This is a genomic window from Rossellomorea sp. SC111 (assembly GCF_024733565.1).
Lineage (GTDB): Bacteria > Bacillota > Bacilli > Bacillales > Bacillaceae_B > Rossellomorea.
In genome coordinates, this window is record NZ_JANIOC010000004.1 from 125,640 (window position 1) to 139,842 (window position 14,203).

General features: G+C 44.5%; 21 protein-coding genes. 5 read left to right on the forward strand and 16 right to left on the reverse strand.

The window, feature by feature from the left end; all coding sequences use genetic code 11:
• Window positions 1-722: 722 nt before the first annotated feature.
• Both NQ095_RS06270 and NQ095_RS06275 read left to right on the forward strand, forming a co-directional pair.
• Entirely contained in the window at window positions 723-863 is a 141-nt protein-coding gene (locus tag NQ095_RS06270) for a hypothetical protein (protein ID WP_258262624.1), read from the forward strand.
• 111 nt (window positions 864-974) lie between these two features.
• Entirely contained in the window at window positions 975-1,298 is a 324-nt protein-coding gene (locus NQ095_RS06275) for a hypothetical protein (RefSeq protein WP_258262625.1), read from the forward strand.
• Between the two features lie 400 nt (window positions 1,299-1,698).
• Here the strand turns inward: NQ095_RS06275 and NQ095_RS06280 are convergent, their stop codons facing one another.
• Entirely contained in the window at window positions 1,699-2,352 is a 654-nt protein-coding gene (locus tag NQ095_RS06280; RefSeq protein ID WP_258262626.1) for a hypothetical protein, read from the reverse strand.
• A gap of 673 nt (window positions 2,353-3,025) precedes the next feature.
• On the opposite strand from NQ095_RS06280, the gene NQ095_RS06285 reads away from it, so the two are divergent.
• Entirely contained in the window at window positions 3,026-3,217 is a 192-nt protein-coding gene (locus NQ095_RS06285; protein WP_258262627.1) for a hypothetical protein, read from the forward strand.
• Between the two features lie 41 nt (window positions 3,218-3,258).
• On the opposite strand, the gene NQ095_RS06290 is transcribed toward NQ095_RS06285, so the two are convergent.
• From NQ095_RS06290 to NQ095_RS06360, 15 genes are all read right to left on the reverse strand, one after another.
• Window positions 3,259-3,897 (reverse strand): hypothetical protein, encoded by a 639-nt coding sequence (locus NQ095_RS06290; RefSeq protein ID WP_258262628.1) that lies wholly within the window; start codon window positions 3,895-3,897, stop codon window positions 3,259-3,261.
• The gene (locus NQ095_RS06295) at window positions 3,890-4,429 is read right to left on the reverse strand and encodes a sigma-70 family RNA polymerase sigma factor (RefSeq protein WP_258262629.1); all 540 of its coding nucleotides are present in this window, start codon (window positions 4,427-4,429) and stop codon (window positions 3,890-3,892) included. Before NQ095_RS06295 ends, NQ095_RS06290 begins: the two co-directional genes overlap by 8 nt.
• 154 nt (window positions 4,430-4,583) lie before the next feature.
• Entirely contained in the window at window positions 4,584-5,234 is a 651-nt protein-coding gene (locus NQ095_RS06300) for a lysoplasmalogenase (protein WP_258262630.1), read from the reverse strand.
• Window positions 5,235-5,447: 213 nt separating this feature from the next.
• Window positions 5,448-6,218 carry an HAAS domain-containing protein gene (locus tag NQ095_RS06305; RefSeq protein ID WP_258262631.1) on the reverse strand — a complete coding sequence of 257 codons (771 nt, stop codon included), beginning with the start codon at window positions 6,216-6,218 and terminating at the stop codon, window positions 5,448-5,450.
• A 2-nt stretch (window positions 6,219-6,220) separates the two neighbouring features.
• Complete coding sequence (locus NQ095_RS06310) at window positions 6,221-6,544, reverse strand: PadR family transcriptional regulator (RefSeq protein ID WP_258262632.1); 324 nt, start codon at window positions 6,542-6,544, stop codon at window positions 6,221-6,223.
• A 171-nt stretch (window positions 6,545-6,715) separates the two neighbouring features.
• Window positions 6,716-7,135: a hypothetical protein gene (locus tag NQ095_RS06315; RefSeq protein WP_258262633.1), complete on the reverse strand. Its 420-nt coding sequence runs from the start codon at window positions 7,133-7,135 to the stop codon at window positions 6,716-6,718.
• A gap of 1 nt (window position 7,136) precedes the next feature.
• Window positions 7,137-7,340 carry a helix-turn-helix transcriptional regulator gene (locus NQ095_RS06320; RefSeq protein ID WP_258262634.1) on the reverse strand — a complete coding sequence of 68 codons (204 nt, stop codon included), beginning with the start codon at window positions 7,338-7,340 and terminating at the stop codon, window positions 7,137-7,139.
• 139 nt (window positions 7,341-7,479) lie between these two features.
• Window positions 7,480-7,659, reverse strand: coding sequence for a hypothetical protein (locus NQ095_RS06325; RefSeq protein ID WP_258262635.1), 180 nt, complete (start codon window positions 7,657-7,659; stop codon window positions 7,480-7,482).
• A 19-nt stretch (window positions 7,660-7,678) separates the two neighbouring features.
• Entirely contained in the window at window positions 7,679-8,086 is a 408-nt protein-coding gene (locus NQ095_RS06330; RefSeq protein WP_258262636.1) for a YbaN family protein, read from the reverse strand.
• 120 nt (window positions 8,087-8,206) lie between these two features.
• On the reverse strand, window positions 8,207-9,142 hold the full coding sequence (locus tag NQ095_RS06335; protein WP_258262637.1) for an alpha/beta hydrolase family protein: 936 nt from the start codon (window positions 9,140-9,142) through the stop codon (window positions 8,207-8,209).
• A gap of 82 nt (window positions 9,143-9,224) precedes the next feature.
• Window positions 9,225-10,235: an ABC transporter permease gene (locus NQ095_RS06340; RefSeq protein WP_258262638.1), complete on the reverse strand. Its 1,011-nt coding sequence runs from the start codon at window positions 10,233-10,235 to the stop codon at window positions 9,225-9,227.
• A complete protein-coding gene (locus NQ095_RS06345) occupies window positions 10,232-11,098 on the reverse strand; it encodes an ABC transporter permease subunit (protein WP_258262639.1) in 867 nt (288 codons plus the stop codon). Before NQ095_RS06345 ends, NQ095_RS06340 begins: the two co-directional genes overlap by 4 nt.
• A 421-nt stretch (window positions 11,099-11,519) precedes the next feature.
• On the reverse strand, window positions 11,520-12,089 hold the full coding sequence (locus NQ095_RS06350) for a manganese catalase family protein (RefSeq protein ID WP_258262640.1): 570 nt from the start codon (window positions 12,087-12,089) through the stop codon (window positions 11,520-11,522).
• A 27-nt stretch (window positions 12,090-12,116) separates the two neighbouring features.
• A complete protein-coding gene (locus tag NQ095_RS06355; protein ID WP_258262837.1) occupies window positions 12,117-12,377 on the reverse strand; it encodes a spore coat protein CotJB in 261 nt (86 codons plus the stop codon).
• A complete protein-coding gene (locus NQ095_RS06360) occupies window positions 12,377-12,604 on the reverse strand; it encodes a spore coat associated protein CotJA (RefSeq protein ID WP_258262641.1) in 228 nt (75 codons plus the stop codon). Before NQ095_RS06360 ends, NQ095_RS06355 begins: the two co-directional genes overlap by 1 nt.
• A 142-nt stretch (window positions 12,605-12,746) precedes the next feature.
• Between NQ095_RS06360 and NQ095_RS06365 the strand changes: the two genes are divergently transcribed.
• A complete protein-coding gene (locus tag NQ095_RS06365) occupies window positions 12,747-13,451 on the forward strand; it encodes a DUF421 domain-containing protein (RefSeq protein ID WP_258262642.1) in 705 nt (234 codons plus the stop codon).
• Between the two features lie 170 nt (window positions 13,452-13,621).
• Window positions 13,622-14,137, forward strand: a complete 516-nt coding sequence (locus NQ095_RS06370) for a DUF3231 family protein (RefSeq protein ID WP_258262643.1) — start codon at window positions 13,622-13,624, stop codon at window positions 14,135-14,137.
• The last annotated feature ends 66 nt before the right edge of the window (window positions 14,138-14,203 follow it).

Sequence of the window (14,203 nt, forward strand, 5' to 3'; positions counted from 1 at the left end):
ATGACCTCGAGCCTCTAGCCGCCGGAGCTGGATTGAAAAAGCGCAGGCGGCTCGCCCAGAGGCGACAAGCATAAGATAAACAGGACGAGAAGGCGTTTTTTGCCTTTTTGACCTCTTTAGCTTATGACCTCGAGCCTCTAGCCGCCGGAGCTGGATTGAAAAAGCGCAGGCGGCTCGCCCAGAGGCGACAAGCATAAGATGAACAGGACGAGAAGGCGTTCTTTGCCTTTTTGGCCTGTTTAGCTTATGACCTCGAGCCTTTAGCCGCCGGAGCTGGATTGAAAAAGCGCATGCGGCTCGCCCAGAGGCGACAAGCATAAGATAAACAGGACGAGAAGGCGTTCTTTGCCTTTTTGGCCTGTTTATCTTATGACCTCGAGCCTCTAGCCGCCGGAGCTGAATAAAATCAAAAAAAGCCACAGGGAATCATTCCCCATGGCTATCGCTATAATAGGAAATCATACACTCATTCACACTATGAAAAATCAGCTAAAAAAGGACAGACTTGTCCCGAGGACGGCTGAAATTCCAATAATAGACATCATTAATAGTCGGTACTTTTTGATGTCTACAGTGAACGTATGCATGATATTCCCTCCTTTAGTATGTAAGATTCATTTTAATTATATCTCTCTTCCTTTTTTTGGACAAGGGGAGAATTTATATCTGTCACACGCACGGCTCATACTAAGAGCCTAAATCAACTTGGAGGTTATTTGTTTATGAAAAAGCCTAATCAAACGAATATGAAATCCACGACATCAGGGACGGACCCACAACAGGTGAAAAAGCAAATTCAAAAAGACGTAGCTGCAGGGCAAGGTGCCATGACTTCCCGGGAAGCGGGAGCCATGCGAGATTAGTGATGCAAAGGGGGCGGTTCTCATCGCCCCTTTTTCCTTCCAAAAAGGAAATGATACAAGGTAGAATGTCCCATTCAGATGTTTTATAATAATGGGAAGGAGGTGAGAAAAATGGAGAAGCAGATACTTGAAATACTGTTGGATTTACGTGGCGAGATGAAAGAAGTGCGCAGTGACATGAAGGAATTTCGAAGTGAGCTGATGACGACTCAAGCTGATGTTCGCAGCATCCGTTCCGATCTGAAACAGACCCAAGCGGACGTAAAAAACATCAAAGCAACTGTCGACCGGATTGAAGCCTCACAAACCGAAGATGTACTTGCTTTAATAAAAGTGACGAAGCAAACCATAGATTCCGAATTTCACTATGTGAATGCGAAAACGACAGACATCGATAAACGGGTATTCAACCTTGAGAACCGGGTGGAACGGTAACATGTTGCAGCATGAATCCCTCTCATTCCCCTTCCCCACACATTTTTTCTTCGTCTTTCGTTGGTACTTTGCTCCCCCCTAATAACGATCTTTTTTCCACTTATAAGGCTTATCTGCCCAATGAAACAACAAAACAAATAAGAAAATGCAGAAGCAGATACTGATATTTTCTATTCACCTGATCTCTCCGTTTTTGATGAATTGATAGAGGATCTTAACGACAAAATAGATCAGCGGTAACCGGATGCTTTTTTTAAACATGAAGAGACTCCTTCCAGCGTGACATGTTATGTAATTTATTTCCGTTTTACCATTTATAGAAGATCGTGAACACTAATAAAAAGCCAACAGAGTATCCATCCTCTGTGGATTTTACTATCTATCTTCTATACCGACTCCCTTATAAAACCCGTTCCTTCTCCCCATCAGAAATCCTTAAGTGAACGTTCATGGAACCTCCCCCATCCACATGATAGGGGACATCTGATAAGTCGAGTAACTCTTTGACCTCAACCATTTTTTCACAATTGGCTTCTACTGTGATTCTATAAGGACCACCCTCATTCATCAGGGAGGTCCTACGGTGATCCTCATCCGGAATATATGAATCCAGGAATTCGATGTCGAATGTGACCGGATCACCACTATGGTTGGTGATCAGCAGATGACATTCCCCGTTTAATTCGTCCTCACTGACCCGCTCGAAATCACACGTCCCCGTACCATCATACGAAATGGCTGCAATTCCTTCGGCAAACGTTTCCTGGTATAACATAACCAGACCCAAGGGTAATAACGAATAAGAAAATAAAACGATGATGACCGTTCGTATATGATATTTAGAAATCCCCTTCACAAGTAATACGATGGCAAAGATAAATAAGAAAGATCCTATGATTGCAAGTACATTGTATCCATCTTGATCACTGATAGGAAAAGACATGAACGTCATCCGCTCGAAAATCATTTGATGGTTGGGAAAAGGGAAATAGAGCGACATACAAATAATCAGGATCAAGCACGAAGCAATGAGATATTTTTTATTTTTAATCATGTTTTCAACTTCCTTTTTTTCAATAATCTATGTATCAACCGTAGTTGCTGGAAGGAACAAATTCTAATGTCACTCTAATCATTAATCCTGGTAAACAAGAGAATGTCTATCCTTTCATATGTTGCTTAAGATCAAAAATACCTATCGTTCCACAAACTAATACGCCCATTGCTAAAAGAACTGTAAGGATCCAGTTCTCTCCCCAACTTGTAATGCATGTAAACAAATTACAGATCGCAATAGCCAGACATCCATATTTCGCACTCCATTTGGCCGGTTTGGAAGATTTATCTGTGCTCAAGGATTTTCACGTCCTTTCTGTCGTCCTCTGGTTCAACTTCACTATCAATCTTTCATCCTTTTGCTTCCCGTTGGCAAAACAATAGCTAATTACACTACCAATTATTTCAAATAAATGAATGTTTTACAATCCTTTCATGAATTTGTGCGGGATTATCAACATTCATGCCAGCTTGTCGAATTTCCTTTATTTCTCCTATCCTCTATACCTCTTTTATTAAAATATTTATATGTCGACCGGATTTCGCAAGCTATCCCGATTTTTACCGGTGATTTCCCCATCCTATACTTGTATAAAAAGAAAATGCATTCAGACGTTTTATAGTATGATAGTCATAGATTAATGGTATTCACTAACAAAAGGAGTTGGTCTATGATGAATGATGGAACGAAAGTCATTGAAGACGGCGGGGGCCAGGGTGGCGTCACCTGGAAAGTTGCCTCCCGGAGTACTTCGGGCAGTTATACAATCGTCTTATATATAAGCGCAAACGGCGGGAGTCAGTGGAAAAGGGTCACATATGACAACAGCGGAAAAATCGTGAAAGTGGTCTACGGGAGTTAACAGGAAAAGGATGATGGTGCAGGAACCATCATCCTTTTTCATTAACGGAAGGATTCCGCTATTTTGATCATGTCGTCTTTGGTGAGGGTGATGCCTGACCGCGCCGGCATGTATTTCATTTCATACAAGGCTTCCCCGTCTATCCATGTCAGTATACTCGTCTTTAAAGGACCCTCTGATTCGGTATAGCTCCCTTTAGACGAACCGACTTTCACTGGATCCTGTGATAGGGACAGATCCGTTCCCGGCTCAAGAAGTTGAAATGACATCGTGATCGTCTGCTTTTCCGGACCCATGAGAGTGACGATTTGTGCGTTTCCGTAGGGACCTTCCTTCGCTTCCGAGCTGACATTTTTCACGTTGAAAGGAACTTTGGTGATGAATTTGAACTCTTTTCCCAGGAATTCCGGACGATCGCTTGCTTCATATAACGGCGCGCTCGCATTGTTCCCGATGATGCCCAGCTGTGTTCCACCGAAGTACACAAAGATCGAAAGGCAGGCGGCGAAGAATAGGAAAGACAGGACAGGGGCAAAAACCGGTTTTTTCGAAATGGAAAACGACTTGGATGGCTTAGAATGGACTTCATTCAGGATATTCTCTCTCATCTTTTCGGTAAATCCCCTGCCTTTGAACGTTTCTTCTTTCATCAATCCACGTAAAGATTTCAGTTCATCCATTCTTAAACACCTCGCTTCGCTTGATCGTGGAACCGAGCAGGGCTTTGCCTCTTGTCAGCCGGGTCTTCACTGTATTCGTGTTGATGTCGAGACTTGCACCGATTTCGGCAAGCTTCATTTCTTCAAAATAATAGAGGAAAATGACTTCCCGATATTTAACTGGAAGGTCCAGGACGTTTTGAATCAGCTCAGAATTCTGCTCATTTTTGATCACGGTCTGTTCCGGCGCACCCATCTTTCCCTTCACCATATCGTTGATCTTATTGGAAATACTGATCATTCTAGTATCCCATCTCCTTAAATAATCCTTGCAGTGGTTAATAGCGACAGAGATGATCCAAGTCTTGAGGGAAGAATCCTCCCTGAACGTATCCATTTTTTGATAAAACTTGATGAAGATCTCCTGGGTGAGATCTTCAGCTTGGCTATGTTCTTTTACATAGGAGAAGACCACATAATAGACATCATTTCCGTATTTCGTCATCGCTTCCTCAAGGAGTCTGTCCTTCTCGTATTTCGTCAGCTGTTCCATAATTCACCTGCTTTGTATGTAACATTAATGAGACGCATCTCAAATAGAAAAAGTTTTATTTTTACAGTTTTATCCATAAATAAAACCTGTCGAGTCTCCTCGCACAGGTTTTCATCAGGCAGTTCTCGTTTTCATTATGACAAAACATGTAAGATCAGACAATCCTTTCTTTTATTTGTTGAAGATGCGCGAGACTGGACGCAATCAGGAACTGTGCTGAATAGTAGGTTGACATGATCAGGACATCTGAATATGGGACTGCTGCCACAAACATATTCCAGGACAGAATCGAGTCAGATAGGACAAACAGAATGCTGCCTGAAATAGCCCACCTGTTTCCGGTCATCATGGCCGAAAATGCCATCAAGGAAATGATCACCATGTAAGCAATGACCGGGATGACGAGACCACCCTCCCCTCCCGTTCGAAGGGCTGAAATAAGCCCGCTGCCGATGGTGAAAGAATACAATGCGATCGGGATGATCGCTGCAAGCCTCCACTTGTTTATACGGGAGACTTTGAAAAACCCCAAGCAGTAGAAAACATGACCGACAAGGAAGGCACCAAGCCCTGCTACAAACGAAACGGCGATGAACGCATCCCCCAGCGTGCAGAAGACGAGTCCGATAAGGATGAAACGTATGGCCCCTGCTGATTTGGAGGCAACCTGACCCCGGGCGTAGAACATGATCAGGATCATCGGGATGAGTTTAAAAATGACTTTGACCGGTAAAGGATCTGATGGGATGACTAAGTAAAGAGCCGCCATGAGGGCGATAAGCACAGGAAAAAACCATGATTTCATGAACATTCACATCCTGAGATTTATTTATCCTTTGGTATATATACTCGTTATGTGGAGGAAATCCCTTTAATTCAGGCAAGTCCCTTCGTCTCTCGCCATCAAGTTTTACCGATGTAGTCGATCATCAAGATGGAGAACGTTCGGAGATGTCGACTATTCTTTCTTTTGAACAACAAAAAAGGACGTTACCAGAGGAACGTCCCAACTGCTTTATTACATCACTGGCCGTGACTGCTTTTCCTTCTTTTTGTCCTTCAATATAAGAAGGACAAAGTATCCTCCCACAAAAACAGGAAGAGAAATGCCGGTCAAGATAAGTTTCGTTTCTTCAGAAAAAGAGCTTTGCTGAATGAGCATTTCCGGTCCATTGAGGAGGACCGCCAGAATGATCATCATCCAAGTTTTCGACCAAAGAGAAACGCCAATCAGGACAGCGATCGCTAGTGCCAGTGCAAAAAACTCCCCAACCCCTTCAATCGCCACTGTTGGTGCATCGATGATCTGGCTTAGAAATAAAAGCCCTGTTAGCAGTACCATCGGGACTCCGCCAAGAATCAGAAATAATGTCCACTCCCGTACTTTTGATACAGGGTGACTTGATACGTATTTAAATACTGCTGCGGTACAGAACAGAAACCCCGTAATGACTAGGGGATAACCAATTAATACAAACAGCGAATACTCCAGGTCCCCGCTTAACGCGTCACCTAATACGATAAAAGACAAGGCGCCAAGCAATACCATCACAATATATTTGAAGATACTTTTATAATCGATCGGCATCTCTCCCGAAATTTGATCCATATACTCCCGTGGTGTCAAACCTGTTACCTCCGCTACACTCTTTCCCCTTTTCTCGGTTTCAACCAAATGGTCCTCCAGTTCCCCCACAATCTCATCGACTTCTTTTTCGTTCTTCCCGCTTGAGATCAAATAGATTCTCAGATTCCCTAAAAAGTCTTCACTCTCTTTCGATAATGACATGCTTACTCCTCCTCCAATAGTTGATTCACGCTCACAGAAACTTCTCTCCATCTTTTTTTGAAATCCGCCAACTCTTCTTCCCCTTTTGGCGTGATGTAATAATATTTCCGTTTCGGACCGCCGGAAGGCATTTCTTTCTGACAGGCTGTCACGAGCCCTTCTTTCTTCATACGAAGGAGCAACGGGTAAATGCTTCCTTCCTTGACCATTTTGAATCCATTCGTGGCAAGCTTCTCCATCATTTCATATCCATACACTTCACCTTTTGAAATAATGGAAAGCAGGCAACCTTCCAGGATCCCCTTCAATAACTGACTGGATGACACCCTCGTTCCCCCTCTCTACACCCTAACTACATTGCAAAGCAATATAGTCCCTCAAAAAAAATTCCGGATTTGAACTGTCTTGTAATACAATATAGATACATCTTAGCAGATACTGGAAACCAAATCAACCCCTCATAACGGAAGGTCGGCCACTATGAGGGACGGACCTTCCTACTCTTCGTTCCTTTTTTTCCTGATGGAATAGACATAGATGGCGGGGATCAGCCCGCATACGAAAATAACTCCTCCAACGATTAAACCATCTGTCATATCGGCCCCTTCTGGTAAAGAGGTGATGACGCCCAATAAAACGGACAGGACGGTCACTACCACTACGGCCATCAACAAACTCTTCTTGGGGGGATGCCTTTCTTCTTCATGATCCACACTGATGCTCATGGACAAATAAGCTGATACCACGGTCGTCATAATAAATAGAAACCAAAGAGGATTATCCGTCATCCCGTCCAGTCCCGATGTGATAAAGTCATAGACAAGGATCCCGAGGATGCCTGCGTTCTGAAACAGGAACAGTACTCTAATATTTTTTAAGTTTTGTAGTTTCAGTCGCTCGTCTGTGATTTTCTTCAACTTAATTCTCCCCCTTTTCATTCCAAAACACTTCATCCAGCGTCTTCCCGACGGCATAACAGATTTCCAGACATAAATTCAAGGATGGATTGTATGAACCCTTCTCGATCAGGCTGATCGTCTGTCTGGTGACACCCACCTGGTTTGCCAGCTGCTGCTGGGTTAAATTCTTTTCAACACGGGAAAGCTTCACTTTGTTTTCCATATACATCCAACACCTCTTGAGATAATAGTAACATATATATGTCATTATGCAATATATACATTACATACAGTGCATCCCCAGACTCCTCCGACTTCATTTTTTTGGCAACAAAAAAAAGACTCGTCTTCTCGACGGGCCTTTATGTCATCCGGATAAAATACTTCTCCATTTCCCTTTCAGAGATGATCATTCTCCTTGAGAAATCCTGCGTTCGTACCACATATTCCTTGATGCCGATATATTCGGATTCAACGACCAAATAGAAACAGGATCCCTTTTTGACTCCTCTGAAATCACGTTTTAATTGATATCTCTTCATTTTGACTAAAGCCTGTAGATTACTGGCTTTCCTCCACCTGATACGACTCCGGCTGAATCGTCTTGATTTTTTTTATAAAGTAATAGTGTTTATAAAATGCGAGTCCGATAAGGATGATCCGGACAGCAAGGATGTCGACATACAGGACGGAAAGCAGGATAAAGAAGTCTGCGGTCAGATTGATCCTGATCTTTTCTTTCAGGGTCATACCTTTTTTTTCGAGAAAGGAGACCACGTATTTTTTATAGATATACGTGTTTTTAAACCAGGCATCCACGCGCTTCGAGCTCTTCGAAAAGAAGTAAACCGCCAGCAGGTAAAACGGTCCACCCGGCAGAACGGGCAGGACTGTGCCGGCAATCCCGCACACCAGGGCAATGAACCCGAGCAGCATGAACAGGATGCTCTTCATCTTTTTCAATGTCATGATCCATCTCCCCTACCCTCAACCGTTTTCCTTCATTGTACTATAAATATAGCAGAAAGGTGGGTGTAACGGGTTAGGAGATTATTGTTAATCCATGATCCGCTGCGATTACCCTCTCCATCAAAACTGCTTATCAAACCATGCCGAATTGATTCCATTCAACTCTTCCTGCTTATTCATGAGACCGTGATCCCCATCAGGAATGAGCTCAAATGTCGTATTGTCATTCTCTTTTTTTAATCCATCATAGAAGCTCTTGACCGGGTGCCAATCGATATGACGATCCGCGTCCCCTTGTACGATCAGGACCGGTACATCTATCTTTTTTACATCAATGGATTCTTCCTTCGTTTGCTTCGAGCTCTGGTCATAGTCACCATAGGCTTCCTGGAACATTTCCAGAAAACCGATGTCTTTATCTGGATTCTCCAACAGCCAAGGGTAGACCGGGTCCAGGCCGACATACGGGCTTATGGCCACCACATCGGCAATATCATCCCGGATCGTGGCCAGTTTCAGTCCGACTCCCCCACCAAGCGATGTCCCCATTACAAACACCTTCCCCGTACTTTTTCGCGTCTCGTTCTTCTCGAGATACGCCGTTAATGCATCAATTGCATGACTCGTGTCAAGAGTGGTTCCATTTAATCCGGGAACGGTCCCACCGCTTTCCCCATAGCCTCTGTATAAAGGCACGAGGCTGATCAAGCCCGGGGATGCGGAATAGCGAAGCATACTCTCATCGAAGGTTATCCCCATCATATCTGACACATGGGACAAGTCTTTTGACGCTGGAAAGCCGCCGTGCAAAACAAGATTAATATTATACGTCCCTGATTTCTTCGGTAAGGACACATACGCTACTGCTTCTTCCCCTTCACTCATGTAAGTCATTTTATACGACTGCAAGGTGGCATTCAGACCCTCCACTTGTATCGGATCAACTGCTACGACCTCATTCGTTTTATCTTCTGCAACCGTATTCTCATTTTCAGCTGAACAAGAGGTCAATACAAGACATAGGATTAGTAGGATTAAAGCGTTCGTCCTCTTCATTTTATATTCCCCCTGATGTGGTAAATTTGTTTGCTGAATTTACACGTTTCAAGCGGCTTATAAATTCTTTTCATTAATCATTTCACAACTCCCGATCCACCAATCTAAAATCACCCTCCATCAAAGGACCGTTCTCCTTCCGTTCAGACTTCTTCTTTTTATCCGAACTACCCTTCACCTCATCCTCCTCCAGCAATCCCTCCAGTCCCCTCGCAATCCCCGTCAAGGACAGGATCGTCAAGGCGAAAAAGAACATCGGGATCATAAAGATCCACCAGGCATTGGTCAATTCGACAAAGCTCAAGGACATGATGCTCGCCCATTCCTGGACAAAGGGTTGTGGCGGTGGGCACATGGGGCCGTAACACACATCGGTTCCACCGAAGTACAGATCGAAGAATCCAAGGTGGGCTATGATGAGAAGCACCTGGATCATGATCTTTGGAAAAATGATAAAGAGCCGCGGCTTCAAGTGTGGAAGCACATGTTTTCTGAACAGGAAAGTCTTACTTCCGCCAAGGACCCGGGCGCACGTCACGAACTCTTTGTCAAGTATCTGCCTGGTTTCATTGGAGAGGAGAATCGCCGTTGTCGGGGCCGTGATCACGGCCAGGGTGATCGCCTGCCAAATGACCCGTTCGGTGAAACTCGTCTCAAATCCTTGCCTGGGTTCCCATAGCAGGGGGTAGAGCATATTGTAGGCAATGATAGATTGTGGGATGAAGTAAAAGGATGTGAAGATCGACTGTGTCCACTTCTTCGCCCGGGATTTCGTAAACCCTCCCAGCACCCCGACGACGAAGGAAAGGATGAAACTGAGGAGCGAAATGCCGATCGCCGCCCCAATGGTATACTGAGCACCCTCCAATACTTTGTAAAAAAGGTGGTCCCCTTCCCGGTCCGTCCCGAACGGAAAGTCGGCTGAAGGGGGAAACGGCGCGTCCCCGATGATATTGGCCTCATCATCATAAAGGATATATGTATTCGGTATTTTTCCGTCCGACAGATTAAAGATCATACTCCATCCGACGAGCACGATGATGAACACTAAGCAGATGCTAATGGTGACATGATGACGATTCCACTTTCTCATAGACTCATCTCCCTGCCTATTTTTCTCGAAATCACGAACTGCATGAATTTTAATAGAAGATAGAGCGGAACGAATAGCATGATCGACGTAATGGCGAATATCGCAGGCGTGTTATAGGAAAATAGAAACGACGTGACCCCGAACACATTGAATAGATATTCCAAGATTAATAGATTCGACAGCATCATCCAGATGATCTGCTTGCCGTGATAGGTTAAACTGACGAGCACATTCCGCATCATATGGATGAACATGATCCGGAATCGGCCGAGTCCCTTCCCCTTCGCAAGCTCCACATAAGGAAGTCCCTCTTCTTCTTTCAAAAAAGACACCATCGATCCCAGAAAAAAGAATGTCGGCAGGATTGAGAGAGTGACCGCCGGGAACAGGATGACCTGATTTTCTCCGAGTGATGCGATGTCGACGACGAGAATGCCTGTCTGTTTAAAAAACCAGACCACAAGCATCTGCAGGCTCCCGATGACAAAAATATCAGGAAGCGATGCGAGATAAAACGAGATGGCTTCCATCCCTTGCCGAATCCTTTTCCCCACTGAAAAATAGAGGATTATCATTAAGACTGAACACGTTAACGCCAAACCCAGTGCCAGGAAAAAGATGCGTGCACTGCTCATGAAAGCCTTCAGGATGATGGGAAAGAGAGGACGTTCGATATGCGAGACGGGGTTTGTATAGACGAGATGTTGAGGCTCGACCAATTCCCTGCATACTGCCATTAATTCCTGACCATATGTAACGAGGGAAAGCATCTGTGTTTTAAACAGGCCGGATGTGGCACTGACGAGAATGATGCCGATGATAATCAGAACGGCTTCCAAGCCGGATTGTTTCAGTTGTTTCATCTTGTACCTCCAGTAATGATTGCTGCTAATCATTACCAATATACCAGATTTGAAAATTCTGTCAATTAGACCCTAGCCGGTCATAGGTATATTTCGACAAAAAACTCGTTTATCAGAATTCTGGATTATTTCGGGGGCGGATCATAAAAGAGGTTTCCAGATCATAACTAGGGACCGGGGATCATAAAAGAGATTTCCAGATCATATGTTTAAAATCCGGACCATAAACTACCGGACCGGATCATATCTAGTGTACACAAGGAAGGCATCCTCGATCCGGTCGGTCCATCTTTCAGTCAGCGATGCGAAAAGAGAAAAAACAATCTCTTCTTTGCAGAAAGTGGCTTAAAATAAGTCATGTCCGAAGTTAAAACAACAAAAATGGTCAGGGGCTAATATGCCTCTGACCATTCTCCCTCATTTAAAAGATCACCTTCCGATCCCGTTCATCTTTTAAGATTTCCACTGCTTCTCTGAAGCGTTGGGAATGGATGATTTCCCGTTCCCTTAAGAAACGGAGTCCATCATTCAAATCGGGGTCATCGCTCATGTTGATGATCCACTGATAGGTGGCTCTCGCTTTTTCTTCTGCGGCAATGTCTTCATAGAGGTCTGCGATCGGGTCACCTTTTGCCTGAATATATGATGCGGTAAAGGGAACCCCCGCCGCATTCTGGTAAAAGATGGCGCCGTCGTGATTCACGTAGTGTGGGTCGAGACCTGCGTCTTTCATTTGTTGTGGTGTGGCGCCTTTGACGAGTTTATACACCATGGTGGCGATCATTTCCAAGTGGGCGAATTCTTCGGTACCGATGTCAGTCAACAAACCGATGACCTTATCGGGAATCGTATAGCGCTGATTCAAATACCTCAAGGCTGCCGCCAGCTCTCCGTCGGCACCGCCGTATTGTTCGATCAGGAATTTGGCCAGCTTCGGATTACACGTACTGACCCGTACAGGATATTGAAGTTTTTTTTCATAAACCCACATAGTGTCTATCCTCTCCTTTATTCCGTTTTAGACCTGCCATGGCCAAGGGGCGTCTTTCCAGTCCCACGGATAGTTTGAATAGCTGTATCCGAACCCGGTCAAGGGACCGAATTCCTTTTCGAATTTCTTTTTGATTTTTTTCCTCATTCGTACATATTCGTTGTACTGCTTGATGGCCTCGTAATCATCAGGGTGAGTATCTAAGTACAAGGTAAGCTCGACGATGACGAAATCAACGGTCTGAAGTTCCTCCATCACCTCGTAATAATGAGCAGGAAGCTGTTTCATCACGAATCACCGTCCCCATTCAGTTCATAAGGGCTGTAGTATGGATCATAGAACGCTTTCCAGAGCGTCCCTTTCCGCAGTGCTTCCTGTGGTGTGAATTGCTCGAGATTGGCAGGCTGAAATCCCATATAAAGATTTGGCGGTGTCGAGTACACCTTCTTCGTGATCGGCGGACAAGGGTCAAAAGGACTGACGTATGGATAATACACTTTATAGTTCGTATGCAAGGTATTCCCTCCTGATTTGGCAATATCTTTCTATTGTTATGCAGAAGAGGCTTCACCCATGACTTATGCTATCCGATTTAAATAAATTGTTGTAGATTGCGCATTCTACTAAAGAAGCAAAACAATGAAGAGGTGAAGAAAATTGACCATCATCGAGCTTTCATTCAGACTCATCCTTTCCTTCGTCCTGCTGCTTGCCCTTACCCGCATCATGGGAAGAAAAGAGATTTCCCAGATGACCTTCTTCAACTTTGTATCAGCCATTGCCATCGGGACATTGGGAGCATCGCTTGCAATCGACTCATCGATAAGTGTACGCAATGGTGTGATTGCCTTGGTGGGATGGACCATTTTCACCATCGCAATGGGGGTTATTGACCTTAAGTCGAAAGCATTCAGAAAAGCGGTTGAGGGTAAGCCCCGGGTTGTCGTCCGAAAAGGGGAAGTGATGGATGCGGAACTGAGCAAAGTACGACTGGACCTTGATGCTTTGAACGTCCTGTTGAGAAAGAAAAATGTTTTTTCCATCAAAGAAGTGGACTATGCCATCTTTGAAACCGATGGGACCTTGTCTGTGATGAAAAAGGAGAAACATCAACCTCTCACAAAGGGGGATCAACAGACTTTCACAAGCCTCAGCCCTACCCCTCAGGTGGCTATGCCCACCGCCTTGATAGAAGATGGAAACATTGTGATGAACAGTCTTCGCGAGCTTCACCTAGATGAAAGCTGGCTGAAGGAACAATTAACCTCACAAGGCATCACTGACATGACAGATGTGTTCTATGCAGAAATTCAAAAAGACGGGACACTTGCGGTAGATCGATACAATGATGTACTGAACTGACTGACAAGATGCGTGACCCACTTCCCGGGTTGTGCTATATAAAAAAAAACGAATCAAATGAATCACCAACAGATTACATACTTTCCTGCCTTTTTGAGAAAAATATTCCTTGTGCTCGTACAATCGTTTTCGAAAGGTGGCACACCAATATGACGATCAGGAGGATGATCATGGGTATTTTAAGTGGAAATCCACAAGAAGAGCCATTGCATTATGGTGAAGTATTTGGAACGTGGAACTATTTATTGACGGCGAAAGCCACTGTGGCTGGGTATCAGATGCAGCTTAATCACGCCGGGGATGATGATCTGAAGAAATTACTGAAAGACAGCATCGAAGGCGGGCAGGAAGAAATCAAGCAAGTAGAGAAACTGTTAAAGGAAAATGGGATCGGACTTCCTCCCACTCCCCCAGAGCCTCCACACGCGTGCCTGGATGATATCCCGACTGGTGCCAGAATGCCGGATCCATCCATTGCAGCAGGAATGTCTGTGAATATCGCTTCAGGCTTAGTGGCATGCAGCACGATCATGGGACAAAGCATCCGTGAAGATGTAGCAATGATGTTCGGCCAATTTCATATGCAAAAAGCCCAATTGGGTGCGAAAGTCCTGAAGCTGCACAAAGAAAAGGGATGGTTGATTCCTCCACCGCTTCATAAAAACAAAAATGAACATTGTGAGTAATCCATGAAATAGAAAGATTCTCAGGTTGTGACTGTTCTCCAGTCGACCTGAGAATCTTTTTTTATT

Excerpts from the sequence above, each read along its gene's own strand:
- NQ095_RS06270 (WP_258262624.1), top strand. The coding sequence starts at position 723 with ATGAAAAAGCCTAATCAAACGAATATGAAATCCACGACATCAGGGACG.
- NQ095_RS06275 (WP_258262625.1), top strand. The coding sequence starts at position 975 with ATGGAGAAGCAGATACTTGAAATACTGTTGGATTTACGTGGCGAGATG.
- NQ095_RS06280 (WP_258262626.1), bottom strand. The coding sequence starts at position 2,352 with ATGATTAAAAATAAAAAATATCTCATTGCTTCGTGCTTGATCCTGATT.
- NQ095_RS06285 (WP_258262627.1), top strand. The coding sequence starts at position 3,026 with ATGATGAATGATGGAACGAAAGTCATTGAAGACGGCGGGGGCCAGGGT.
- NQ095_RS06290 (WP_258262628.1), bottom strand. The coding sequence starts at position 3,897 with ATGGATGAACTGAAATCTTTACGTGGATTGATGAAAGAAGAAACGTTC.
- NQ095_RS06295 (WP_258262629.1), bottom strand. The coding sequence starts at position 4,429 with ATGGAACAGCTGACGAAATACGAGAAGGACAGACTCCTTGAGGAAGCG.
- NQ095_RS06300 (WP_258262630.1), bottom strand. The coding sequence starts at position 5,234 with ATGAAATCATGGTTTTTTCCTGTGCTTATCGCCCTCATGGCGGCTCTT.
- NQ095_RS06305 (WP_258262631.1), bottom strand. The coding sequence starts at position 6,218 with ATGTCATTATCGAAAGAGAGTGAAGACTTTTTAGGGAATCTGAGAATC.
- NQ095_RS06320 (WP_258262634.1), bottom strand. The coding sequence starts at position 7,340 with ATGGAAAACAAAGTGAAGCTTTCCCGTGTTGAAAAGAATTTAACCCAG.
- NQ095_RS06325 (WP_258262635.1), bottom strand. The coding sequence starts at position 7,659 with ATGAAGAGATATCAATTAAAACGTGATTTCAGAGGAGTCAAAAAGGGA.
- NQ095_RS06330 (WP_258262636.1), bottom strand. The coding sequence starts at position 8,086 with ATGACATTGAAAAAGATGAAGAGCATCCTGTTCATGCTGCTCGGGTTC.
- NQ095_RS06335 (WP_258262637.1), bottom strand. The coding sequence starts at position 9,142 with ATGAAGAGGACGAACGCTTTAATCCTACTAATCCTATGTCTTGTATTG.
- NQ095_RS06340 (WP_258262638.1), bottom strand. The coding sequence starts at position 10,235 with ATGAGAAAGTGGAATCGTCATCATGTCACCATTAGCATCTGCTTAGTG.
- NQ095_RS06345 (WP_258262639.1), bottom strand. The coding sequence starts at position 11,098 with ATGAAACAACTGAAACAATCCGGCTTGGAAGCCGTTCTGATTATCATC.
- NQ095_RS06350 (WP_258262640.1), bottom strand. The coding sequence starts at position 12,089 with ATGTGGGTTTATGAAAAAAAACTTCAATATCCTGTACGGGTCAGTACG.
- NQ095_RS06355 (WP_258262837.1), bottom strand. The coding sequence starts at position 12,377 with ATGAAACAGCTTCCTGCTCATTATTACGAGGTGATGGAGGAACTTCAG.
- NQ095_RS06370 (WP_258262643.1), top strand. The coding sequence starts at position 13,622 with ATGGGTATTTTAAGTGGAAATCCACAAGAAGAGCCATTGCATTATGGT.